Origin of the sequence: Thioclava sp. F36-7 (genome assembly GCF_002020075.1) — a bacterium.
GTDB classification, from domain to species: Bacteria; Pseudomonadota; Alphaproteobacteria; order Rhodobacterales; family Rhodobacteraceae; genus Thioclava; species Thioclava sediminum.
Genome location: NZ_MPZR01000003.1, coordinates 361,882 through 384,939 on the forward strand (window position 1 = coordinate 361,882; position 23,058 = coordinate 384,939).

The 23,058-nt window shown below is 66.5% G+C and carries 17 protein-coding genes; 9 read left to right on the top strand and 8 right to left on the bottom strand.

Features of this window, described 5'->3' with window-relative positions; translation table 11 throughout:
• Positions 1 to 215 precede the first annotated feature (215 nt).
• Positions 216 to 1,949 (top strand): AMP-binding protein, encoded by a 1,734-nt coding sequence (locus BMI89_RS07555; protein WP_078570426.1) that lies wholly within the window; start codon positions 216 to 218, stop codon positions 1,947 to 1,949.
• A gap of 54 nt (positions 1,950 to 2,003) precedes the next feature.
• Here BMI89_RS07555 and BMI89_RS07560 read toward each other — a convergent pair whose 3' ends face one another.
• The 4 genes from BMI89_RS07560 to BMI89_RS07575 all read right to left on the bottom strand — a co-directional run bounded on the left by BMI89_RS07560 (position 2,004) and on the right by BMI89_RS07575 (position 7,773).
• Positions 2,004 to 3,248, bottom strand: coding sequence for an MFS transporter (locus BMI89_RS07560; protein ID WP_078570427.1), 1,245 nt, complete (start codon positions 3,246 to 3,248; stop codon positions 2,004 to 2,006).
• A 27-nt stretch (positions 3,249 to 3,275) separates the two neighbouring features.
• Positions 3,276 to 5,684, bottom strand: a complete 2,409-nt coding sequence (locus BMI89_RS07565; RefSeq protein WP_078570428.1) for a plasma-membrane proton-efflux P-type ATPase — start codon at positions 5,682 to 5,684, stop codon at positions 3,276 to 3,278.
• Positions 5,665 to 6,810 carry an alpha/beta fold hydrolase gene (locus BMI89_RS07570; RefSeq protein WP_210402148.1) on the bottom strand — a complete coding sequence of 382 codons (1,146 nt, stop codon included), beginning with the start codon at positions 6,808 to 6,810 and terminating at the stop codon, positions 5,665 to 5,667. Before BMI89_RS07570 ends, BMI89_RS07565 begins: the two co-directional genes overlap by 20 nt.
• Positions 6,811 to 6,960: 150 nt before the next feature.
• Positions 6,961 to 7,773 carry an alpha/beta hydrolase gene (locus tag BMI89_RS07575; RefSeq protein ID WP_078570429.1) on the bottom strand — a complete coding sequence of 271 codons (813 nt, stop codon included), beginning with the start codon at positions 7,771 to 7,773 and terminating at the stop codon, positions 6,961 to 6,963.
• 174 nt (positions 7,774 to 7,947) lie between these two features.
• Between BMI89_RS07575 and kynU the strand changes: the two genes are divergently transcribed.
• On the top strand, positions 7,948 to 9,138 hold the full coding sequence (gene kynU, locus BMI89_RS07580; protein WP_143593851.1) for a kynureninase: 1,191 nt from the start codon (positions 7,948 to 7,950) through the stop codon (positions 9,136 to 9,138).
• A gap of 21 nt (positions 9,139 to 9,159) precedes the next feature.
• Here the strand turns inward: kynU and BMI89_RS07585 are convergent, their stop codons facing one another.
• On the bottom strand, positions 9,160 to 10,068 hold the full coding sequence (locus tag BMI89_RS07585; RefSeq protein ID WP_078570431.1) for a LysR family transcriptional regulator: 909 nt from the start codon (positions 10,066 to 10,068) through the stop codon (positions 9,160 to 9,162).
• A gap of 143 nt (positions 10,069 to 10,211) precedes the next feature.
• Between BMI89_RS07585 and BMI89_RS07590 the strand changes: the two genes are divergently transcribed.
• Complete coding sequence (locus BMI89_RS07590; RefSeq protein WP_078570432.1) at positions 10,212 to 10,895, top strand: type 1 glutamine amidotransferase domain-containing protein; 684 nt, start codon at positions 10,212 to 10,214, stop codon at positions 10,893 to 10,895.
• A 66-nt stretch (positions 10,896 to 10,961) separates the two neighbouring features.
• Positions 10,962 to 11,645: an SDR family oxidoreductase gene (locus BMI89_RS07595; RefSeq protein ID WP_078570433.1), complete on the top strand. Its 684-nt coding sequence runs from the start codon at positions 10,962 to 10,964 to the stop codon at positions 11,643 to 11,645.
• Between the two features lie 91 nt (positions 11,646 to 11,736).
• Here the strand turns inward: BMI89_RS07595 and BMI89_RS07600 are convergent, their stop codons facing one another.
• The 3 genes from BMI89_RS07600 to BMI89_RS07610 all read right to left on the bottom strand — a co-directional run bounded on the left by BMI89_RS07600 (position 11,737) and on the right by BMI89_RS07610 (position 17,949).
• A complete protein-coding gene (locus BMI89_RS07600) occupies positions 11,737 to 13,185 on the bottom strand; it encodes an aldehyde dehydrogenase (protein WP_078570434.1) in 1,449 nt (482 codons plus the stop codon).
• A gap of 214 nt (positions 13,186 to 13,399) precedes the next feature.
• Positions 13,400 to 16,543, bottom strand: coding sequence for an efflux RND transporter permease subunit (locus BMI89_RS07605; RefSeq protein WP_078570435.1), 3,144 nt, complete (start codon positions 16,541 to 16,543; stop codon positions 13,400 to 13,402).
• A complete protein-coding gene (locus BMI89_RS07610) occupies positions 16,540 to 17,949 on the bottom strand; it encodes an efflux RND transporter periplasmic adaptor subunit (RefSeq protein ID WP_078570436.1) in 1,410 nt (469 codons plus the stop codon). Before BMI89_RS07610 ends, BMI89_RS07605 begins: the two co-directional genes overlap by 4 nt.
• A gap of 220 nt (positions 17,950 to 18,169) precedes the next feature.
• On the opposite strand from BMI89_RS07610, the gene BMI89_RS07615 reads away from it, so the two are divergent.
• The 5 genes from BMI89_RS07615 to BMI89_RS07635 all read left to right on the top strand — a co-directional run bounded on the left by BMI89_RS07615 (position 18,170) and on the right by BMI89_RS07635 (position 23,008).
• The gene (locus BMI89_RS07615) at positions 18,170 to 19,075 is read left to right on the top strand and encodes an ABC transporter substrate-binding protein (protein ID WP_078570437.1); all 906 of its coding nucleotides are present in this window, start codon (positions 18,170 to 18,172) and stop codon (positions 19,073 to 19,075) included.
• A 38-nt stretch (positions 19,076 to 19,113) separates the two neighbouring features.
• Positions 19,114 to 20,268: an ABC transporter permease gene (locus tag BMI89_RS07620; protein ID WP_246831983.1), complete on the top strand. Its 1,155-nt coding sequence runs from the start codon at positions 19,114 to 19,116 to the stop codon at positions 20,266 to 20,268.
• A complete protein-coding gene (locus tag BMI89_RS07625; protein WP_078570438.1) occupies positions 20,265 to 21,200 on the top strand; it encodes an ABC transporter ATP-binding protein in 936 nt (311 codons plus the stop codon). Before BMI89_RS07620 ends, BMI89_RS07625 begins: the two co-directional genes overlap by 4 nt.
• A complete protein-coding gene (locus BMI89_RS07630; protein WP_078570439.1) occupies positions 21,197 to 21,952 on the top strand; it encodes an ABC transporter permease in 756 nt (251 codons plus the stop codon). Before BMI89_RS07625 ends, BMI89_RS07630 begins: the two co-directional genes overlap by 4 nt.
• A gap of 285 nt (positions 21,953 to 22,237) precedes the next feature.
• Entirely contained in the window at positions 22,238 to 23,008 is a 771-nt protein-coding gene (locus BMI89_RS07635) for an amino acid ABC transporter substrate-binding protein (protein ID WP_078570440.1), read from the top strand.
• The last annotated feature ends 50 nt before the right edge of the window (positions 23,009 to 23,058 follow it).

Consider the following 23,058-nt stretch of genomic DNA (forward strand, 5'->3'; position numbering starts at 1 on the left):
ATTCTCCAACTATAGCAGAAACGCGGCGAGTCGTCAGATTTTGCTGGGCTCCGCGGCGATCACCGTCTCGAACACGGTTTCGCGAGCAGGGCAGGAATTCCTTGTCTTGACGCTTTGGGGTTGCATTAAATGAACCATCGTTCATTTAATATGAGCGCCCCCATGGAGGATCGTTGGCCCGATGTGCCGGCGATGGGGTGTCAGAGGAGGAAATCATGCATAGCGAGACGAACCCGCACCCTGAACTCGGTGTGGCCCCGAAACGCGGTCTGGCCCATGTCGCCGGGCCGACCGATACCCCGCTGATCGAGGATACGATCCCGGCCGTACTGAAGCGCACCGCCGCGCGTTGGCCCGATCGCGAGGCCGCCATCTTCACCTCGGAAGGCATCCGCTGGAGCTGGGCGGAATTCGCGGCACGGGTCGATCGGCTCGCCTCGGGGCTGCTCGCGCTCGGTCTTCGCCATGGCGACCGGCTCGGCATCTGGTCGCCCAACCGCTCGGAATGGCTGCTGACGCAATTCGCGACGGCGCGGATCGGGGTGATCCTCGTGAACATCAACCCGGCCTATCGTCTACACGAGCTGGAATTTGCGCTACGCAAGACCGGTTGCCGGGGGTTGGTGCTGGCGGAGACCTTCAAGAGCTCGGATTACCTGTCGATGATCCAGCGCCTGCTGCCGGAGCTTGCGAAGAGTGAGCCCGGACAGCTGGAAACCATGAAACTGCCCGATCTGCGCGACATCATCACGATTGGCGAGACCCAGCATCCCGGATGCCATCGCTTCTCGGATGTCGAGGCGCTGGGCGAGGCGCAGGACCGCAGCGCGCTCGATCCGATCACCGCTCGGCTGGACCCGAACGAGCCGATCAACATCCAGTTCACCTCCGGCACGACCGGGTCGCCGAAAGGCGCGACGCTGACCCATCGCAAAATCGTCAACAACGCGCATTTCGTGACCGGCGCGATGTTGGCGACCGAAGCGGACCGCGTCTGCATCCCCGTGCCGTTCTACCACTGTTTCGGCATGGTGATGGGCACGCTGGGCTGCGTCACCAAGGGCGCGACCATTGTCGTCCCCAGCGAAGGGTTCGATGCCCAGAGCGTGCTGGAATGCGTCGCCGCCGAGCGCTGCACCGCGCTTTACGGCGTGCCGACCATGTTCGTCGCGATACTGGAGCATCCCGATTTCGCGAACCACGATCTGTCCTCGCTGCGCACCGGCATCATGGCAGGGGCGCCCTGTCCGATCGAGGTGATGAAGCAGGTGCAGTCGAAGATGCACATGTCGGAAGTGACCATCGCCTACGGGATGACCGAAACTGCGCCGGTGTCCTTCCAGTCGGCCACCGATACGCCTTTGGAAAAACGTGTCTCCTCGGTGGGGCTGGTGCAGCCGCATCTCGAGGTGAAGATCGTGCGCGAGGATGGCTCGCTTGCCAATGTGGGCGAGCAGGGCGAGTTGCTGACGCGCGGCTACTCGGTCATGTGCGGCTATTGGGGCGAGCCCGAGCGCACGGATGAGGCGCTCGATGCCGATGGCTGGATGCATACGGGCGATCTCGCCCGGATCGACAGCGAGGGCTATTGCAACATCACGGGCCGGGTGAAGGACATGATCGTACGCGGCGGCGAGAACGTCTATCCGCGCGAGGTCGAGGAGTTCCTCTACACCCATCCCGATATCAGTCAGGCGCAGGTCTTCGGCATCCCGGATCACAAGTTCGGCGAGATCGTCGCCGCATGGATCGTGCCGCGCAACGGGGCCGAGCTGACCGAGGACGCTATCCGCGCGTTCTGCCGCGACGAGATCGCGCATTTCAAGGTTCCGGCGGTGATCCGGTTCAAGGACAGCCTGCCGCTGACGGTCTCGGGCAAGCCGCAGAAATTCGTCATGCGCGATGCGATGATCGAGGAGCTGGAACTGGAAGTCGAGGCGACCGCCTGAGCCGTTTCAAGCGTTGCGAGCGTCGCGCGGGGTCTCCGCGCGGCGCTCTCTGCGTCAGGCTGCGTCCTTGGGTTTATGCGTTCCATTGAACCGCGCCCGCAGCGGCAACAGGCTCAGCGCTGCCGTCGTCGCAAAACCCGCCCCCGCCAGAAACGTCCATTGCGCGCCGCCGATTTCCCAAAGCGCCCCGGCCAGCACGCTTGCAATCAGAAGCCCCACGCCGGTCACGAGGTTGAACATGCCAAAGGCGGTGCCGCGCAGCTCTGCCGGGACCGCTTCGGCTACCAGCGCGGCCAGCAGCCCCTGGGTAAAGCCCATATGCATCCCCCAGAGCAGCACGCCGACCGCAAGCCCGCCGATCCCGCTGACCAGCGCCAGCGTCAGGTCCGCCGCGATCAACAGCCCCAGCCCGACCAGCAGCAGCCCGACGCGACCGACCCGGTCGGACAGCGCGCCCACCGGATAGGCGATCAGCGCATAGACCGCGTTCATGCCCACCAGAACCAGCGGCACCAGCATCACCGGAATGCCGTCGTCATTGGCGCGCAGGATCAGGAAGGCCTCGCTGAACCGGGCGAGGGTGAAGAGCGTCGCGACCACCACGACCCACCAGAACATAGGGCCCAGGAGCTTGAGTTCCGAACGGGCGAGGGGATTGCGCACGCGGCGTTGCGTGCGGGGATGGACAGGCTCTTTCACCACGAACAGGATCAGCCCGAGCGACAGGAAGGCCGGGATCACCGCGACCCAGAAGACCGAGCGGAAATCGTCCGAGAACAGCCACATCAGCCCGATCGCGGCGAGCGGCCCGAGGAACGCACCCACCGTGTCGAGCGATTGCCGCAACCCGAAAGCCGCACCGCGCATCTTGCCCGGCGCGAGGTCGGCGATCAGCGCGTCGCGCGGCGCACCGCGGATGCCTTTGCCCACCCGGTCGATGAAACGCGCGGCCACAAGCCAGTCGAATGTCGGCGCGAGCGGGAAGATCGGTTTCGTCACCGCCGCCAGCCCGTAGCCGAGCGCGGCCAGCTCCTTGCGGCGCCCGATGCGGTCCGACAGCGCGCCCGAGAAGACCTTGGTGATCGCGGCGGTGGCCTCGGCGATCCCTTCGATCACGCCCACCGCCAGCGCCGTCGCGCCAAGCCCGGTCATCAGATAGACCGGCAGCAGCGCGTGGATCATCTCGGAGGAGATATCCATGAAGAGCGACACGAACCCCAGCGCCCAGATGCCCACCGGCAATCCGCGTCCAAACTTGCCCGCTGGCGTGTCCTGTGCCTCTTGCGCGTCGTCCGTCATGTGCCTCCTGCGCGCGCCGTGAGGGGCTTACTGCCCGCGCGCCTGTGCCCTGCGATCATAAAGCGCGCGAATGAGCAAGGCCATCGCCCCTTCGAGGGGCAGCCAGACGAGACAATAGAGCCAGACCAGCAGCGCCGGCCCCCAGCCGATCGGCGTCTCGAAAAGCCCGTAAACCGCGATCAGCGTGCCCAGCAATTGCGTGGCCTCGGTCGTCGCGAACAGCCGCAGCGCCGGGAAGGGCCGACGCCAGAACCAGCTTTGGTGGCGCGTCACGAACAGCGTCATATGCCCCGAGACGAGAAGCTTGAGGAAGATGATCGTCTGGATCTGGTCGCGCGGCAGGCCGAGATAGGCATCGACGAACCAGAACAGCACGAAGGTCTCGATCACTCCGGTCACGCCCAGCGTCGCCGCCACCGTCAGCACGCGTCGCATGTCCCAGCGCACCGGGCGTGGCGAGACCGAGACATTGTCATAGGCGATCATCATGATCGGGAAATCGTTGAGCACCGCCAGCAGCACGATCATGATCGCGGTGACGGGGTAGAAATCGAAGATCAGGATCGAAAGCGTCATGAACAAGAGCACCCGGATCGTCTCGGCCACGCGGAAGGTGGCGTAGCTCGTCATCCGCTCGAAGATCCGGCGCGCTTCCTCGATGGCGGTGGTGATGATCGACAGCCCCTTGTCGGTCAGCACCAGATCGGCGGCGGCGCGCGCGGCATCGGTCGCCCCGCTCACCGCGATCCCGGCATCGGCCTTGCGCAGGGCAGGGGCGTCGTTCACCCCGTCCCCGGTCATCGCGACGATGGAATGCCCGGCCTGCAGCACCTCGACGATGCGGAACTTGTGCTCGGGCAGGACGCGCGCGAAACCATCGGCGGCGCGGACATTGGCCTCCACCGTGGCCGGGTCGCCATCGAGCAACTGGCCCGCCGGGTAGATTTTCTGGCCAAGGTCCAGCTTGCCCGCGATCTGGCGCGCAATCGCCTCGTGGTCGCCGGTGATGATCTTGACGTCGATCCCCATGTTGCGGGCCTCGGCGATGGTGCTCGCGGCATCGGGGCGCGGCGGGTCGATGATCGGCAGCAGGCCGAGGAATTCCCAATCCTGCCCGGCGCGCTTCTGTGCGGCCCCGAGCGCGCGGTAGCCCTGCTGCGCAAGGGTTTCGACCTCGTCCTCCACCGCCTTGCGCGCGTCATCTGTGAGGGCCGCAAGCTCGACGATCACCTGCGGCGCACCTTTCGCGACCTGCCAGCGATCGGCCTCGTGCCGCACCTCCGCCTCGCTGCGTTTGCTGACCGGGTCGAACGGGGTGAAGCTGAGCGTCTCGATGGCGTCGAATGCAATGCCCTCCGCCGCCGCCAGCACCGCCTTGTCGATCGCATCGGGCGCGTCGCGGTCGCAGGCAAGGGCGGCTGCGCGCAGCAGATCGTCGACCGCGACACCGTCTGCCGGGCGCGGGTCCTCGACGGTCAGCTCGTTCAGGGTCAGCGTCCCCGTCTTGTCGGAGCACAGCACATCGACGCCCGCCAACTCCTCGATCGAGACCAGCCGCGAGACGATCGCCTTCATCCGCGCGAGACGCTCCGCGCCCACCGCCATCGTCACCGACAGAACCGTGGGCAAGGCCACCGGGATCGCCGCCACCGTCAGGATCAGCGCGAACTGGATCACCTCGAGCGGCGGGTTGTGCCGCTGGAAGGAGACGATCACGATCATCGCCACCAAAACCAGCGCCGCCGCGATCAGGAAATTCCCGATCTGCATCACGGCTTTCTGGAAATGCGATTTGCCGTTCGTGGTCTGCACGAGCGAGGCGGTGTGGCCGAAATAGGTCTCCATCCCGGTCGCGGTGACTTCGCCCGTCATCTCGCCCAGCTTCACGACCGAGCCGGAATAGGCGCTGTCACCGACCGCCTTGTCTACGGGCAGCGACTCGCCCGTCAGCGCCGCCTCGTCGATGGAGAGATACTTGCCTTCGAATAGCGTCAGATCAGCCGGGACGATCTGGCCGATCGACAGCCGCACGATATCGCCGGGCACCAGATCGCGCGCGGCGATCTCCTGCCATTGCCCGTCGCGTTTCACGCGGGCGCTGGGGGCCAGCTGCGCCTTGAGCGCTGCGATGGCCGAACTCGCCTTGCTCTCTTCCTTGAAGCCCACGGCCGCGTTGAGCAGCAGCATCACAAAGATCACAGCGAAATCGGACCAGTCGCGCAGCACGAGCGACAACAGCGCCGCCAGTTCGATCAACCACGGGATCGGCCCCCAGAAATAACCCGCGATCCGTTGCAGCAGGGTTTTCTCGTCGCTTTGGAGCGCATTCGGACCGTATCGCTCGAGCCTCTGTGCCGCCTCTGCCGCGCTCAGACCTGTCTTGCGGTCCGTTTGCGGCACATCCTGCGTCATCGGTTCAGCGACGGTCTGATCCATTGTGCGAGTCTCCAGCTTTGGCCCCGAGCTTTCCGAGCCACTGGCCGATTTCCAGCCAGACATTCGAGAGGGTATGGCTGCCCATGAAGAGGCCGATATGCCCGCCCTCGACGAGGCGGCTCACGATATCCTTGCGCGGCGTGCCGAGCAGCGTCTCGGCCGCAAACACCTGTTCGCGCGTGGTGATGTCGTCCGCCTTGCCTGCAAGCAGGAAAGCCGGGCAGGTGATCGCGCCCAGATCGAGCTTGCGCCCGAGGCCCACGAACTCGCCCTTGGCGAACAGGTTCTGTTTGAACAGCAGGTCGATCGCCTGCAGGTAATAGCGCCCCGGCAGGTCGATGGGGTTCTCGTACCAGCTCTCGAACCGCTCGGTGCGTTTCATGAAATTGCGGTCGTCGATATGCTCGTAGAGATCGACGAACTTGCCGAAATACTGCTGATCGGCATGCATGTTCTTCCAGCCGGTGAGCATGAACCGCCCCGGCATCCGGCCCTCACCGGCGTCGACCATCTCCTGATAAGCCGAAAGCGGCATCTCATGGGCGAGCTTGCGGATCGGCCCGTGCCCGGCATCGGTGTCGATGGGCGAGCCCGCCAGCACGAGACCCGCGACTTTCTCGGGGAAGCGCGCGGCATACATCGCCGACATCCAGCCGCCCTGACACAGCCCTACCAGCATCACCCGCCCGCCGAGCTCATCGACCGCGACATTGATCTCGGCGAGATATTTGTCGATGTCGAAATCGCGCATCTTCGGCGTCGCGCTTTTCCAATCGGTGCAAAGGACGCGACCGAGACCTGCATCCAGAAGTGTCTCGATCAGGCTCTGGCTCTTGGCGTAATCCGCGATGGTCGAGGAATGCCCGGCATAGGGCGCATCGACGATCACCGGAATGCCGCCGCCCGTGCCGCCGAAATCGCGTAGCCGCATCGTGTCGAGATCGAGCAGAACGTCGTTCTTGGTGGCCCATTTCGGATCGGGCGGGTGCGTGATCTTCGCCGCCTCGTCGAGATAGGTCAGCCCTTTCTCGACCGCGTCGAGCCCGATCTTCTGCCATTCCATCGCCGCCGCCATCGGCCAGAAGAAGGGAACGCTGTGTTCGTAGGTATTCTTGGCATCGCTCATGTTCGACACTCGCAAGACGCTTTGGTGCACAGATGCACTCTTTTGAGACCCCAAGGCCCGTTAGAATGCAAGCGCAGCGAAGCCCGAGCGCGCGAACGTGAAGCTTATGTGTGGATCGGTGAGGCGGTTTTGGCGGCGGGTGACGCTTTCTTAATCCGTGCTCAGAAGCGCCGTGACCAGCGCGCTGGACGGGTCGGACAGCTCCTCGATCACGTCGAAATGGTGCCGCCCGTAGGCCGCGACCAGATCGACCGAGGGCCAGTGCTCGGCGAGCAGGGACGACTGGCGCAGGAATTCCGGCCGCTCCGCCGCGCCGACCCATACGGTGACCTTCACGCCGGGGCGCAGCTTCAGCAGGGCGGGGCTCTCGCTCGCGGCGATCTCGGGCGTGATCCCCAGCCGCGCGTTCATCGAATGCATCTGCAGCGGACGCAGATCATGCACGCCGCTCACCGAGATCACCCGCCGGATGCGCGCTGCGGTTTCGTCGGAGAGCGCGCTGCCCTCGGACACCGAGCGCGTTACCAGATGCCCGCCCGCAGAATGGCCGACGAGATGGATCGGGCCCTCCACGAGCCCCGCCGCGTGATCGATCGCCCGTGCGATCTGCTGCGCGATGCCGGGAATGCTGTTTTCCGGGGCGAGCGTGTAGCCGGGCAGGGCGACGGTCCAGCCCTGCGACAGCACGCCCTCTGCCAGATGGGACCACATGTCCTTGCTGAATTTCAGCCAGTAGCCGCCATGCACGAAGACCACGAGCCCCTTGGACGCGCCTTCGGGGCGGAAGAGGTCGATCTTTTCGCGGGGCGCTTCGCCATAGGCGACCTCGCTCATCCGATCGGCATGGCGCGACCGGAATTCGGCGGCGCGCTTGGCCCAGAGATCGGGGTAACTGCTGCCATTCTCGATATAGCCGCCGTTCTCGAAAGCGTCTTCCCAGTCGATCCCGCTCAGGTCTTCCATGTTCCCTCCCGCTCGTTTCGCGTCCCATTTGGAGACAGAGCATATAGCGCGGGATATTGCGAGGGCATGGTTGCGCAGGTAGCGTGCGCCCGAGCCGAAACTTTCGTGATCCACCAGCCGATTGCCGGGTTTCGAGACGCGCTTTCGAGCCGTGAGAACAAGAGGAAAATGACCATGCCGAACCTGCCGAGAAAGCATCTTTTCGATCTGCCCGAGGGGGTGATCTATCTCGACGGGAATTCGCTGGGGCCGCTGCCGCGCGGCGTGGCGGAGCGGCTGGAGAGCTGCGCGCGCGACGAGTGGGGGCAGATGCTCATCCGCGGCTGGAACGAGGCGCACTGGATGGATCAGCCCGCCCGCGTCGGCAATAGGATCGGTCGGCTGATCGGCGCGCCGGAGGGCTCGGTCGTGCTGGGCGATACGCTCTCGATCAAACTCTATCAGGCGCTTGCCTCTGCGCTGGAAATGCGGCCAGACCGCAAGGTGATCCTGTCGGACAACGGCAATTTTCCGACCGATCTCTACATGGCGGACGGGCTGATCCGCTCGCTGGGGCGCGGGCACGAGCTGCGCACACCCGCGCCCCAGGACGTGGCCGACGCGATCACCGAAGAGGTCGCGGTGGTGATGCTGACGCAGGTCGATTACCGCACCGGTCGGATGCACGATTTCGAGGCGATCACCCGCAAGGCCCACGCGGTCGGCGCGGTGATGATCTGGGATCTCGCCCATAGCGCGGGCGCGGTGCCGGTCGACATGACGGCGAACGGGGCCGAATTCGCCGTCGGCTGCACCTACAAATATCTCAATGGCGGCCCCGGCGCCCCGGCTTTCATTTATGTCCGCCCCGACATCGCCGACACAATGCGCCCTGCGCTGAGCGGCTGGCTCGGCCATGAGGCGCCCTTCGCCTTCGATCTCGACTATCGCCCCGGCCGCGCAGTCGAGCGGATGCGCGTCGGCACGCCGCCGGTCCTGCAGATGACCGCGCTCGAAGAGGCGCTCAAGGTCTGGGACGGGCTGACGATGGCGGAGGTGCGCGCGCGTTCCGTCGAGCTGTCGGAGCTGTTCATCCGCGAGGTCGAGGCGCGCTGCCCCGAGCTGACGCTGCTCAGCCCGCGCGACCCGGAGGCGCGGGGAAGCCAGGTGTCGTTCGGTTTCGCCGACAGCTACGCCGTCGTTCAAGCCCTGATCGCGCGCGGGGTGATCGGAGATTTCCGCGCGCCCGATGCGATGCGCTTCGGCTTCACGCCGCTTTACCTCGACGAGGTCGACGTGACGCGCGCCGCTGAAATCCTCGGCGAAGTGATGGCGCAGCGGGCCTGGGATACCCCTGCGTTCAAGGCGCGCGGGCGGGTGACTTAACCGGACTTATTCGAGCGGCCGTCAGCCCGGCGTCGTGAACTCTGCGACCAGTTCGCGGATCAGGTCGCGCAGCCAGACATGGCCCTGATCCCGGCGCAGATGCGGGTGCCAGGCGATCTGGCTGGGGAAGGTGCCGAGGTTTATCGGCACGGGAACATCGCGCAACCGGTAGGGCCCGGCGGCCATCGCGGCGACCCGCGCGGGCACGGTGGCGATCCCGCCCAGACGTGCGACCGCAGGTGCGGCGGTCAGGAAATGCGTGACCACGACAGCCGTGTTCCGGTGCAGACCCGTCGCCTCGGTGCGTTTGTGAACCCCGGTGCGCCACTTGCCGGGCGGGGCGACGACGACATGCGGCAACGTCTCATAGAGGTTCAGGTCGAGCGACGCGCCCTCGGGTAAAGCCTGTGGGGCCACGATACAGCGGAACCCGTCCTCGAACAGGTCGGAGACCACGAGATCCTCGGGCGGGGAGTCGAACCGCCCGACCGCCAGATCGAAGGCCCGCCCGGCAAGCGCGCGAGGATCCAGATCGGGCCCGATGGGCGAGATTTCGAGACGCGCCGACGGGGCCCTGTCGGCAAAGGTCGCCGCGAGTTCCGGCGCGAGAACGATCTCGGCATAGGGCCCCAGCAACAGCCGGAAGCGGCGCGTGGTGCGCGCCGGATCGAAAGGCTCGGCGGCGCGGAAGGCCTGTTCCAGCCGCTCCAGCCCGGCGGCGATGTCGGGCGCGATCTCGAGCGCCTTCTCGGTGGGCTCCACCCCGTAGCGGGCGCGCAGGAATAGCTCGTCACCCAGCGCCGCACGCAGACGTGACAGCGCCGCGCTCACGGTGCTCTGGGATTGGCCGAGCCGTTGGGCCGCGGCGGTGACATTGCGTTCTTCCATGACCGCATGGAACACGCGCAAAAGCGATACGTCGGGTGTCATGTCTCCAGAATATCGATTTCTGACGTTGTCTGCATCAATTTCTCGATCAGTGAACGCAACCTATCTCTGTTGGGACGCGTTGACGGCCCGAGACGAACAGGACCGGAAATGCCCTGAAACGCACAACGAAGGAGGCCAAACCCATGGCACGTATTCTTATTCTTTCGACCGCAGCTGATGCCCTTGGCGACACCGGCAAAAAGACCGGCGTCTGGTACGAGGAATTGGCGACGCCCTATTACGCCTTTCTCGATGCAGGCCACGAGGTGAAAGTGGCCACGATCGGCGGTCGTTCGATCCCGATCGACCCGAATTCCGACGTGACCGGCGACGACGCCCCGGCCTCGGTGACGCGCTTCCGGGATGACGCCGACGCCAAGGCGGTTCTGGAAAACCCGTCGCGGATCGAGGACGAGGATATAACTTCCTATGATGCGCTCTACATCCCCGGCGGCCATGGTGCGATGTATGACCTCGCCGAGAGCGATATCTCCGCGAAGGCGATTAGCACCGCCTGGGATGGCGGCAAGATCGTCGCCTCGGTCTGTCACGGTCCCGCAGCCTTCGACAAGGTCGTGGACAAGAACGGCGACTCCATCGTGAAAGGCCGCAAGGTTTCGGCCTTCACCGATAGCGAGGAGCGCGGTGTGGGTCTTGCCGAAGCGGTGCCCTTCCTGCTGGAAACCCGCCTGCGCGAGCTTGGCGCGAAGTTCGAGAGTACCGACGACTGGCAGCCCCATGCGGTGGCCGACGGGCGTCTGGTGACCGGCCAGAACCCGGCCTCGTCCGAGGCGGCTGCGAAAGAAGTGCTGGCCCTGCTGGGCTGATTTTGAGAGGCGCCGCCCGGTCCGGGTGGCGCCATCTTCGTTCCCACCAAATTCAAAGAGGCTGACATGTCGAAAATCATTCTCATCACCGGCGCCTCCACCGGGATCGGCGAGAGCTGCGCGCGCCATGCGGTCGAAGCGGGTCACAAGGTGGCGCTGGCCGCGCGGTCCGAGGAGAAACTCGAAGCGCTCGTCAAAGATCTGGGTGCAGACAACGCCCTCGCGCTGCCCACCGATGTCACGGACCCAGAGGCTCAGGAACGCATGGTCGCGCGTGCGGTCGAGCATTACGGACGTCTCGACGTGGTGCTGGCCAATGCGGGCGTCGGCGCTTCGGCGCGCGGGACCGAGGCCGGATCGGTCGAGAGCTTCCAGAAGATGATCGAGGTGAACTGCCTCGCCGTGACCTACACCGCGAAATTCGCGCTGCCGCATCTGCGCGCCTCGAAAGGGCATATGGTGCTGACCGGCTCCAAGGCGTCGCAGGGCGCGATGTTCGGTTCGGTCTATTCGGCGACCAAGTGGTTCATCCGCGGCTATGCCGACAATCTCGGTGAGGAACTCGGCGAGGCGGGCGGCCGCGTCACCTGCCTGCATCCGGGCATGGTCGACACGCCGTTCTTCGACGAGGCGAAACCGGATGCGCTGCGCCCCGACGATGTCGCGCGGGCTTTCCTCTTCGCGATCGACCAGCCCGATCACGTTCTGATCCCGCATCTGCCGGTCTACCCCAAACCGAAGACGGATTGATCCGGGTGGGCCGCGTCTGCGGCGATCCGACATTGAAAGGAGCCGACCCCAGGGCCGGCTCCTTGCTGTTTCGCCCCTCTGAGAGCCCGGCTCAGATCGGGTAATGCTGTTTCGGGTCCTCGATGGTGATCCAGCGCAGATCGGTGAATTCGGCAATGGCCGCGCGCCCGCCGAACCGCCCGTAGCCCGAGGCCTTGACCCCGCCGAAGGGCATCTGCGGCTCGTCGCCCACCGTCGGGCCGTTGATATGGCAGATCCCGGTTTCGAGCCGGTTCGCCAGCGCCATCGCACGCGAGACGTCGGCGCTGAAGATCGCGCTCGAGAGGCCGTATTCGGTGTCGTTGGCGACTTTCAGCGCCGCTTCGTCGCCCTTCACGCGGATGATCGATTTGACCGGGCCGAAGCTCTCCTCGGCATAGATGCGCATGCCTTCCGCGACCCCGTCCAGCAGCGTGGCCGCGACGATCGTCCCCTCGCGCGACCCCCCGGCGACAAGTTTCGCGCCTTTGCCGGTCGCGTCGGCGATCAGGGCGTCCATCTTCTCGGCCGCCGCCTCGGAGACAAGCGCCCCCAGCGCCACCTCGCCACGCGGATCGCCCGCGGGCAGGGCACTGGCGCGTGCGGCGAGCTTTTCGACGAAAGCGTCGGCCACTTTCTCGTCGACGATGATCCGCTCGGTCGACATGCAGATCTGGCCCTGGTTCATGAAGGCGCCGAAGATCGCGGCATTCACCGCCCCGTCGAGATCGGCATCGTCGAGCACGATCAGCGGCGCCTTGCCGCCCAGCTCCAGCAGCGAGGGCTTCAGATGTTCGCCCGTAAGCCGTCCGATGATCCGGCCGACGGCGGAAGAGCCGGTGAAGTTCACATGCTTGACCGCGGGATGCGCGATGAGCGCCTCGACGACATCGGCCGCGTCCTCGGGGGCGTTGGTCACCACGTTGAGCGCGCCCTCGGGAAGTCCGGCTTCCGCGAAACATTCCCCGATCAGGCGATGCGTCGCGGGACACATTTCGGAGGCTTTCAGCACCACCGTATTGCCGCAGGCAAGCGCCATCGCGACCGCCCGCGTGCCGAGGATGACCGGCGCGTTCCACGGCGCGATTCCGAGGCAGACGCCCTTGGCGCGCGCAACGCCCATCGCCATCGTGCCGGGCTTGTCGGAGGGGATGATCTCGCCGCCGATCTGGGTGGTCATCGCCGCAGCCTCGCGGATCATGCCTGCCGCGAGATGGACGTTGAACCCGGCCCAGGGCCCGGTCGCGCCGGTCTCGGTGATCATCGCCTGGATGAACTCGTCGGCTCTAGCCTCCATCACGTCAGCGGCTTTCGACAGGATCTTGCGTCGCCCGTTCGGCCCGGTCGCGGACCAGCCGGGAAAGGCGCGCGCGGCAGAGGCCACGACCGCCTCGACATCGTCACGGCCCGCGGCAGCGGCGCGGGTGGCGACCTCGCCGGTCACCGGATCGATCCGGTCGAAACTTGCGCCCGAGGCGGCAGGGGCGGAGGCCCCGTCCAGCAGCATTCCGATCTCTTTCATGGGTAGTCTCCTCCTCGATTTCTGTCGCATTTGCGGAGTACCGCGCGCGCCCGTCGGGTGTCGCGTCTTCCCCGGCAATCACAGCGATAGTCCGGGCACCGAGGTGCGGATTGCAAGGGGGGATGACGTCACAAAAGCCGCAGCGGTGGAGGCAGCCTCCAGGCGGAGAGCGTCAGGCCGACGCTCTCCGACCCAGATCGGGCGAAGACCTCGGTCAGACGCGCAACGCGTCGACGGGGTGCTCGACAGAGGGGGCCGTCTCCTCGGGCTCGGGATCGGCGGTGCGGATGCCGAAATCCTCCAGCACGGCGAGGATCGCAGGGGTCACGAAGAGCGACAGCACCGTCGCCGCGCTCAGACCGAAGGCGAGGCTCGCCACGATCGGGCGCAGGAATTGCGCCTGCGTCGAGGTTTCCAGCAAAAGCGGGCCAAGCCCGACCACAGTCGTCAGCGAGGTCAGGAAGATCGCGCGGAAGCGGTCGCGCACGGCCTCCTTCCCGGCCTCGAGCATCGGGGTTCCGGTCGCACGTCTCTCGCCGATGAACGCGTCGAGCAGGATCGCGTCGTTCACCACCACGCCCGCCAGCGTCGCCAGCCCCACGAGGCTCGGCAGCGAGAGCGGAAGGCCAAGCAGCACATGCCCCCACATCACGCCGATCAGGCTGAGCGGGATCGTCGCGATCACCGCGACCGGGCGGATGAAGCTGCCCATGTAGAAGGCCAGCAGCAGGTAGACCCCGACCGCGCCCGCCGTCATGAAACGCACGAGCGACGCCCCGGTGGTCGCGGTGTCCTGTTCTTCGCCCAGAACCTGCACTTTCACGTCGGGGCGCTTTTGCGCCAGTTCGGGCAGGTAATCGGCCCGCATCGCCGCCATCAGCTCGCGCGAATTGGCCCGCGTCGGGTCGATCGTGCCCTGCACCGAGACCGCGCGTTGCCCGTTCACATGGGTGATCGTGGTGTAGCCGCGTGTCTCGCTGACCGTCGCCACGGCCGAGAGCGGCACCAGCGCGCCGTTTTTGCCGGGCACCCGCAGTGCCAGAACATCGCCGATAGCGCGCCGCTCAGAGGGCGCGAGCCGGGCCACGATATCGACCTGACCGCGCGCATCGGCGAAGCTGACGGCGCTGTCGCCACGGAAGGCCGCGCGTAGCTCACCCGCCAGCGCAGCAGGCGTCACGCCCAGCAGGTTGGCCACCGCCGGTTTCATCCGCACCACCAGCTCGGGCTTGCCCGGCTGCAGATCGAAGGTCACATCGCGCACCCCGTCGAAGCCGCGGAAGAAGCGGCGCAGCTCGCGCGCGGTGGTTGCCAGTTCGCCAAGATCCGGGCCGGTGACGAGCAGATCGATCGGCTTGCCTCCCGCACCGCGCTCCTTGTCGGTGATCCGGAAGGCGGCCATGTCGGGCATCTTGCCGACCAGCTGCTTCCAGCGGTCGAGCACCGTGCCGACATCGGTGGTGCGCGTCCCTGCGGGCAGAAGCGAGGCGCTCACCGTGGCCATGTTCGGCCCCGTGGTCGGGCTGTCGGCATTGCTGCCATAGGTGATGGTGTAGCTTCTGACGAGGGGCTGGCCGTCCGGCTGAGCGGGGCTCAGCTCGGCATCCATCTCCTTGAGCGCCTTGACGACCTTGCTCACCCGCGCCTCGGTCAGCGAGAGCGGCGCGCCCGCGGGCAGCAGAAGCCGCGCCTCGACCGTGTCGCTCTCCAGCGTCGGGAAGCTCTGGTATTTCAGGAAGCCCCCGGTGAAGGGCGCGACCGAGAGCGACACGAGCAAGATCGCAAGCCCAAGCGTCAGATAGCGCCAGCGAAGAGCGACCCCGGCAAGCGGGACGATGACACGGTCGCGCAGCCGCTCGAAGACGCCGTTGACCGCGCGTTGCACGGGGCCGGGGCGCATGTCGTGTTTCAGCGAGTGGCGCATATGGGCGGGCAGGATCAGGAAGGCTTCGATCAGGCTGACCGTCAGCGTGATCAGCAGCACGATCGGGATGTATTTCAGCAGCGCGCCGATATTGCCGGTCAGGAAGCTGAGCGGCCCGATCACCATCGCGGTCGTCAGGAAAGACGCCAGAACGCCGGGAAAGACCTGCATCGTGCCTTTGACGGCGGCGACACGGGCGGGCTCTCCCGTTTGTCGCCGGCGCACGATGTTTTCCGAGATCACGATCGCATCGTCCATCAACAGACCGGTGGCGACCAACAGCGCCACCATCGTCATCATGTTGATCGTGTAGCCGAGGAACTGCATCGCGAAGATCGCGCCGAGGAAGCTGATCGGCAGGCCCATCGCGACCCAGAAGGACATGCGCAGCCCGAAGAACAGCCACATCGCGACGAGCACGAGGATCAGGCCCTGCAGCCCGTTGACCCCAATGATGCGCAGGCGCTCGACGATGTTGCGCGTGGAATCCGCTGAGATCGCGAGCTGAATATTGCCCGGCGCCTCGGCCTGCGCCTGTGCCATCTCGCGATCGAGCGCGGCCCGCACCCGCAGCGCATCCTGCGAGGCGGTCTTCTGGACCGAGACGATGGCGGCGCGCTTGCCGTCGAAATAGGTGGCCTGCGAGGGATCGGCGAAGCCTTCGCGGATCGTCGCGACATCGCCCAAGCGCACCTCGCCGCCCGCGGCACTGCCCGCAATCGGGATCTGCGCAAGCTCGGCAGGCGTGCGCCTCTCGCCGAGGAAGCGGATCGCCACCTCGCCCGAGCGCCCCTCGAGCGAGCCCGCGGGCATGTCGAGGCTGTAGCGCGCCAGCGTCGCACCGACAGAGCCCATGTCGAGCCCGAAGCGCTCCAGCGCGGCGCGGTCGAATTCGATCGCGATCTCGCGGTCGGAGAAGCCGTTCACCGAGACCAGCGAGATTGCCGGATCGGCGCGCAGCTGATCGGCGAAGCTCTGGGCATAGGCGTAGAGCACCGCCGGATCGTCCGGCCCGGTCACCGCCACCGACGAGACCGAGGCGGTGCGCTCGACGATCTGCACCACCGGATCGTCGGCCTTGTCGGGGAAGGAATTGATCCCGTCCACCGCATCCTTGATGTCGTTGTAGAAGCGCGTCATGTCCGCACCCTCGATCATCTCCGCAGTGATCTGGGCGCTGTTGTCGCGCGCAAGACAGGTCAGTTTCGCAAGGTTCTCGACCCGCGTCAGGACCGGATCGGTCACGGTGCAGATGCCGGTCTCGACCTCCGAAGGCGCGGCGCCGGGATAGGTGATGCGGACCGAGACATCCGAGGGTGGCGTCGCCGGGAAGGTGTCGCGCTGCAGGCTCGGCAGCGCCATCAGCCCGAGCCCCGCAATCGCGATCATCGCGATATTGGCCGCCGTGCGATGGCCAGCGAAAAGCGCGATCATTGCGCATCTCCCGCAGGCTTGGCGGCGCTGTCTCCGCTCGGTGCGGCGTCGCCTTCGGGCGCGGCCCCCTTGCCGCCCCCGCCACCTCCGCCGCCACCGCTTCCCGGTTGCGGGCTCGTGGCCGTCTGGCCGAGCGCCTCGGCGGCAATCTCGGCCTTGCGCGCCTCATCCTCGGTCGCCTTGACCGTCATGCCCGGCACGGCGATCGAAGGATCGGTGACGACCAGCTTGTCGCCCGCCTTGAGGCCCTGCGCGATCACCGCCAGATCGCCCGAGACGAAGCTGGTCTTCACCGCGCGCTTCTCCAGCGTGCCATCTTCCGCAACGACCATCGCACTCCCGCCCGCGACCGCCTCGGCGGGAACGACGAGCAGGCTCTGCTTCGGCGCGGCGAGTTCCACCGCGACGACCATGTTGCGCCGCAGGGGTGGGCGCTCGCCCGCCTGCGCCTGACCCAGTGGATCGTCGACGCGCACCACGACGGGCGCGCTTTGCGTGGTCTCGTCGATCGCCTCGCCCATCCGCTCGACCTTGGCCTTCCAGACAATGGGGTGCTCGGGCTCGGGCAGGGTGACGCGCGCCTTTAGATCGGTGACCTTGGTGCCGTCGCCCGCGAGCCGGAGCAGGGGGCCCATCCGCCCGATCGGGAATTGCGCCGAGATATCGACCGCCGCGACGCCTTCGCCGCTCAGTAGAACCTGACCGCGATTGACATATTGGCCCAGATCCGCGTCCAGCGAATTGACCCGCAGCTCGAAAGGCGCCGTGATCGTCGAAAACCCGATGGACCGGTCGATCGTCGCCGCCTGCGTATCGAGCACCTCGCGTTCGGCCTCGTTCAGCTTCAGCTGGCTTTCGAGATCGGTCACCTTGGTCTGCGCAGTCAGCTGCTGGCGGCGCGCCGCGTCGAGCTGGGGCTGGGTGATCCGGCCCAGGTCGTGCAGCGTCTTCTGGCGGTCGAGCTCGTCCTGGGCCAGCGCGAGGTCGGAGCGCGCCAGCTCGAGGCTCGTGCGCACCGTCTCATCCTTGACCTTGGAGGCCGCGACCTGCGCCTCGAGACTGGCGCGCTGCAGTTTCAGATCGCTGTCGTCGATGGTGAAAAGCGGGGTGTCCTTGGCCACGATATCGCCCGGCGCGAGCGGCTTGGCGATGTCGCGGATCTCTCCCTCGATCCGCGCGACGGCGCGCCACTCGCGCACCGGCGCGACCGTGCCATAGCCGGTGACGCGCGGGATCATCTCGATGGGCGCGAGCGTGATCACCCGCACCAGCGTCGCCGGGCGGTTCGCCTCGCTCGGGCTGGGCAGAGATTTCAGATCGCCCGCAAAAACGATCGCCGCCACACCGAGTGCGGTCGGCACCGCCACCATCGCGAGCCGTGCGAGGCCCGTACCAATTCCAACCATGACGTCCCTCTTCGAGCATGTCTTTTGACTACTTATGCAAACCTTGGCGCGTCGGGCTAGCGCAAATGTGACGCACCCCTGAAAGGCCCCGTGGCCAGGCCGGGGCGTCGCATGCGGCTGGTGGGTCGGGAGAGGCTTGGCGGGCGCGGGTCGGGCCCTACCTCAGGCAGGATCACGTCTCGAGACACGCACAGACATCAGTCAGGGAGCCAGACCAGCCATGAAATATCCTCTCATCGTGGCCGCCGCGGTCTTCGGGGGCGCGCTCGCCTCCGCCGCGCAGGCCGATATCACCGTCTCCTCCAAGATCGACACCGAAGGCGGTCTCTTGGGCAATATCATCGCACTGTCGCTGGAAAATGCCGGGATGCCGGTCGAACGGCGGTTGCAGCTGGGCGGCACGCAGGTCGTGCGCAAGGCGATCCTCGCGGGCCAGATCGACATCTACCCCGAATATACCGGCAACGCGGCTTATTTCTTCAACGAGGCCGATAGCGACATCTGGAAGGATGCCACGAAGGCGCATGACCGCGCCGCCGAACTGGACAAGCAAAACGACATCACCTGGCTCGACTCCGCGCCTGCCAACAACACCTGGGCGATTGCGGTGACGGGCGCGCTCGCCAAGGCGAACGACCTCACCACCATGTCCGATTTCGGCAAATGGGTGTCGAATGGCGGTGACGTGAAGCTCGCGGCCTCGACCGAGTTCGTCTCGTCTCCCGCCGTGCTGCCCGCGATGCAGAAGGCCTACGGGTTCAAGCTGAGCCCCGATCAGACCGTGGTTCTGTCGGGCGGTGACACGGCGGCGACCATTCAGGCAGCGGCGCGCGGCACCTCGGGCGTGAACGCGGCGATGGCCTATGGCACCGATGGCGGTGTCGGCGCGGCGGGGCTCGTCGTGATGGAAGACGACAAGGGCGTGCAGCCGGTCTACGAGCCCACCCCGATCGTGCGCGACGCGGTGCTGAAGGAATACCCGAAGATCCCCGAGGTGCTGAACCCGATCTTCGACAAGCTCGACATGCAGACGCTGCAAAAGCTCAACGGTCGTATTCAGGTCGGCGGTGAGCCCGCCGAGGCGGTCGCGAAGGACTACCTGACGCAGATCGGAGTGCTGAACTGACTGCGGCGGCGCGCAAACGGGCGGGCACAGGCTCCGCGATGGCGGGGCTGTCGCCGCCCGGCGTGCTGTTCGCGGTGCTGGGTCTGGCCGCGATCTTCGCGCCCTTCATGACCTTGGCGGCGAACCGGATCGTCGCGGGCGAGGGCCGGGCGCTCTGGACCCTCGCCGCGCCGCAGATCACGGGGCCGGGGATCGCGCTGATGCTGCTGGGGCTTGCCTTGGGGCTGCCCGCCGCGCGGCCGTATCTGCGCATCGCGGGGGCTGCGCTTGGCCTTGCGGGGCTGGTTTGGCTACTGGTCCTCGGCGCGTCTTCCCTGCTTGCAGAGGCGGGAGAGTATGCCCGCGTCTCTCCGGCGGCGGGCTTCTGGTTCCTGCTGGTGGTCTTCGCGCTGATGATGGCCGATGCGCTTTCCGCGCTGTCGCCGGGGCCTGCCGCGCGGGCCGGGCTTCTGGTTCTGGTGCTCGCGCTGGTCGGCGCGCTGCTGTGGTCGGGCGCGCTGAGCGATCTGTCGATCGCGCAGGAATTCGCGAGCCGCAAGGACGCCTTCTATAGCGCCAGCCTGCGCCATCTGGGCCTTGCCTTCGGCTCGCTGCTGGCGGCGGCGGTGATCGGCCTGCCGCTCGGCGTGATGTCCCACCGCAACGCCGGGCTGCGCCGCGCTTTGCTGCCGGTGCTGAGCTTCCTTCAAACGATCCCCTCGCTCGCGATGTTCGGGATCATGATCCCGGTGCTGAGCTGGCTGAGCGGCGTCATCCCCGGCGCCCGCGCGATCGGCATCGCCGGGATCGGCTTCGCGCCGGCCTTCCTCGCGCTGACCCTCTATTCGCTGCTGCCGGTGGTCGCCAATGTGCTGGCCGGGCTGCGCACCGCGCCCGCCGCCACGCTCGAGGCGGCGCGGGGGATGGGGATGACATGGCGTCAGCGTCTGACCCGGGTGGAACTGCCGCTGGGCCTGCCGGTGGTGCTGGCGGGCCTGCGCATCGTGCTGGTGCAGAATATCGGGCTGGCGGTGATCGCCGGGCTGATCGGCGGCGGCGGCTATGGCACATTCGTCTTTCAGGGTCTGAACCAGACGGCGGGTGACCTGATCTTGTTGGGCGCATTGCCCACTGTCGCGCTGGCGCTGATCTCGGCCATCGCGATGGACATCCTCGTCGAACTGACGACCCCTCGAACGGAGCGTGAAGAATGATCGAAATCGACGAGATCACGAAGCTCTATGAGGACACCGCAGCGGTCGACCACGTCTCGATGACGGTTGAGACCGGCACGATCACGGTGATCGTGGGTACGTCCGGCTCGGGCAAGACCACGCTACTGCGGATGATCAACCGGCTGATCGAACCCAGCTCGGGCGAGGTGCGGATCAATGGCGAGGCCACTAGCGCGCTGCCCAAGCACGAGCTGCGCCGCCGGATCGGTTACGTCATTCAGGGCGACGGGCTGTTTCCGCATTACACGATCGCGGGCAATATCGGCGCGGTGCCCAAGCTGCTCGGCTGGTCCAGAGACAAGACGCGCGCGCGTGTCGACGAGTTGCTGGACCTGTTCTCGATGGAGCCCGCGCAGTTTCGCGACCGCTACCCGGCGGAGCTGTCGGGCGGTCAGCAACAGCGCGTCGGCGTGGCCCGCGCCCTGGCCTCGCGGCCCGATCTGCTGCTGATGGACGAGCCCTTCGGCGCGCTCGACCCGATCATCCGGGCCCGGGCGCAAGCCGATCTGCGGCATATCCAGCGGCAGCTCGGCTCGACCATCGTGCTCGTGACGCATGACATGGAAGAGGCGATCCATCTGGGCGACCGGGTAGCGGTGATGGATGGCGGCAAGCTGCTGCAACATGGCACGCCCGCCGAGATCATCGCCGCGCCCGCCACCGATTTCGTGGCGCAGATGGTGGGCGGCGTGGACCGTCCGCTGCGGCTGTTGTCGCTGATCCCGGTCTCGGAGGTTCTGGAAGACGGCACTGCTGACGGTGAACCGATCGCGCCCGAGACCAGCCTGCGCGATGCGCTGTCCCTGTGCCTCTGGCGCGGCTGCGAGGCGCTGCCGGTGGCCGATGGCGATACCCCGCTTGGCCGGGTGACGCTGGCCACGATCCGCGCCCGCGCGGCGGAGCTGGCATGAGCCGTAGCGGCGTGATCCGGGCCGCCTGCGTGGCGCTCTTGCTGGCGCTGGTTCTGCGCCCGTATTGGTTCGCGCCGGTCTTTGCACCCTTCGCCCCGGCGGGCGGTCCGGTGATCTACGAGCGCGCCTCGATCCTGTCGCTCTCGCTGAGCCATCTGGGGCTGGTGGCGCTGGCCTCCGGGCTGGCGACGCTGGTCGCGGTGGGCCTTGCCATCCTCGTGACCCGGCCTGCGGGCGCGGCCTTCCTGCCGCTGTCGCGCACGATCACCAACATTGGCCAGACCTTCCCGCCCGTCGCAGTGCTGGCGCTGGCGGTGCCCGCGCTTGGTTTCGGGGCGGGGCCGACGCTGGTGGCGCTGTTCCTCTACGGGTTGCTGCCGATCTTCGAGACGGCCATCGCGGGCCTTTCGACCCTGCCGCCCGCGACGATGGAGGCCGCGCGCGGCATAGGCCTGACCCGATGGCAACGTCTGATCCGGGTGGAACTGCCGCTGGCGCTGCCGGTGATCCTGACGGGGATCCGGCTGTCGGTGGTGATCGCCATCGGTACGGCGACCGTCGGCTCCACCGTGGCAGCGCGCACCTTGGGCGAGGTGATCATCGCGGGGCTTCTGACGAGCAACACCGCCTTCGTCCTGCAGGGCGGCGTGATCGTGGGGCTGTTCGCGGTGCTCATCTACGACGCGCTGAGCCTGTTGGAGACCGCTCTGACGCGGCGCTTGGGCAGGCAGTCCGCCGGGGCGGAAGCGTAGCGTGATGCCGGGGCAGAGCGCGCCTTTTCGCAACATCGGGGAGGCGCGCAACCGTATGTCGGATGACAGTGTTTTGCCGCGCCCGCACGCCGTGGAACAGGCTTTCCGCCGCGCGACACGGTGCTGGAATTCGTTCCGCTCCCGCCGCGCGAGAGGGAATAAAAGACTAATTTTATCATATGTTTGCCTGCCGCATCGACTTCGCCTCTCCGCATTACTAGGTAAGGCGCCTGTTATTCCGACCCGCCACAGGGCGGCGTCTTCGACCTATCGGAGGTATCTCGCATGAAACCCATTCGCACCCTCATCGCCATCGCAGCCCTTGCCGGGATCGTGGCGCCCGCAGTCCAGGCCGCGAGCCTCGCCGACATCCAGAAAGACGGCGTCTTCCGCGTCGGCACCGAAGGCACCTATCCGCCCTTCACCTACCACGACGAGTCCGGCAAGCTGACCGGCTTTGACGTCGCCATCGCCCGCGCCATTGGCGAGAAGCTGGGCGTGAAGGTGAAGTTCCTCGAAGGCCGCTGGGACGGTCTGATCGCAGGGCTCGACGCCGACCGCTACGACGCGGTGATCAACGAGGTGGGCATCACCGATGCGCGCAAGAAGAAATACGATTTCTCCCAGCCTTATATCGCGTCGAAAGCGGCGCTGATCGTGCGTGAAGGCGAGACCGACATCAGCAGCTTCGACGATCTGAAAGGCAAGACCGCCGCGCAGACCCTGTCGAGCAATTTCGGCAAGATCGCTTCCGATCACGGCGCCGAACTGATCGGAACGAACGGGTTCGACCAGTCGATCGCGCTCGTCTTGCAGAACCGCGCGGACGCGACGGTGAATGACAGCCTGTCCTTCCTCGATTTCAAGAAGCACAAGCCGGATGCCCCGGTGAAACTGGCCGCGACGCAGCCGGATGCGAACTATTCCGGCGTGATCATCGCCAAGGAGCAGCCCGAGCTGCTCGCTGCGATCAACAAGGCGCTCGACGAGATGAAGGCTGACGGCACGTATCAGAAGATCTCGCAGGAATATTTCGGCGAGGACGTCTCGAAGTAAGGCGCATGTAGAGCCGCGCGCGCCTGGGGGTTCGGCCCGGAGGCGCGCGT

Excerpts from the sequence above, each read along its gene's own strand:
- BMI89_RS07605 (WP_078570435.1), bottom strand. The coding sequence starts at position 16,543 with ATGATCGCGCTTTTCGCTGGCCATCGCACGGCGGCCAATATCGCGATG.
- BMI89_RS07625 (WP_078570438.1), top strand. The coding sequence starts at position 20,265 with ATGATCGAAATCGACGAGATCACGAAGCTCTATGAGGACACCGCAGCG.
- BMI89_RS07615 (WP_078570437.1), top strand. The coding sequence starts at position 18,170 with ATGAAATATCCTCTCATCGTGGCCGCCGCGGTCTTCGGGGGCGCGCTC.
- BMI89_RS07635 (WP_078570440.1), top strand. The coding sequence starts at position 22,238 with ATGAAACCCATTCGCACCCTCATCGCCATCGCAGCCCTTGCCGGGATC.
- BMI89_RS07590 (WP_078570432.1), top strand. The coding sequence starts at position 10,212 with ATGGCACGTATTCTTATTCTTTCGACCGCAGCTGATGCCCTTGGCGAC.
- BMI89_RS07555 (WP_078570426.1), top strand. The coding sequence starts at position 216 with ATGCATAGCGAGACGAACCCGCACCCTGAACTCGGTGTGGCCCCGAAA.
- kynU (WP_143593851.1), top strand. The coding sequence starts at position 7,948 with ATGCCGAACCTGCCGAGAAAGCATCTTTTCGATCTGCCCGAGGGGGTG.
- BMI89_RS07600 (WP_078570434.1), bottom strand. The coding sequence starts at position 13,185 with ATGAAAGAGATCGGAATGCTGCTGGACGGGGCCTCCGCCCCTGCCGCC.
- BMI89_RS07620 (WP_246831983.1), top strand. The coding sequence starts at position 19,114 with ATGGCGGGGCTGTCGCCGCCCGGCGTGCTGTTCGCGGTGCTGGGTCTG.
- BMI89_RS07560 (WP_078570427.1), bottom strand. The coding sequence starts at position 3,248 with ATGACGGACGACGCGCAAGAGGCACAGGACACGCCAGCGGGCAAGTTT.
- BMI89_RS07585 (WP_078570431.1), bottom strand. The coding sequence starts at position 10,068 with ATGACACCCGACGTATCGCTTTTGCGCGTGTTCCATGCGGTCATGGAA.
- BMI89_RS07575 (WP_078570429.1), bottom strand. The coding sequence starts at position 7,773 with ATGGAAGACCTGAGCGGGATCGACTGGGAAGACGCTTTCGAGAACGGC.
- BMI89_RS07570 (WP_210402148.1), bottom strand. The coding sequence starts at position 6,810 with ATGAGCGATGCCAAGAATACCTACGAACACAGCGTTCCCTTCTTCTGG.
- BMI89_RS07610 (WP_078570436.1), bottom strand. The coding sequence starts at position 17,949 with ATGGTTGGAATTGGTACGGGCCTCGCACGGCTCGCGATGGTGGCGGTG.
- BMI89_RS07595 (WP_078570433.1), top strand. The coding sequence starts at position 10,962 with ATGTCGAAAATCATTCTCATCACCGGCGCCTCCACCGGGATCGGCGAG.
- BMI89_RS07630 (WP_078570439.1), top strand. The coding sequence starts at position 21,197 with ATGAGCCGTAGCGGCGTGATCCGGGCCGCCTGCGTGGCGCTCTTGCTG.
- BMI89_RS07565 (WP_078570428.1), bottom strand. The coding sequence starts at position 5,684 with ATGGATCAGACCGTCGCTGAACCGATGACGCAGGATGTGCCGCAAACG.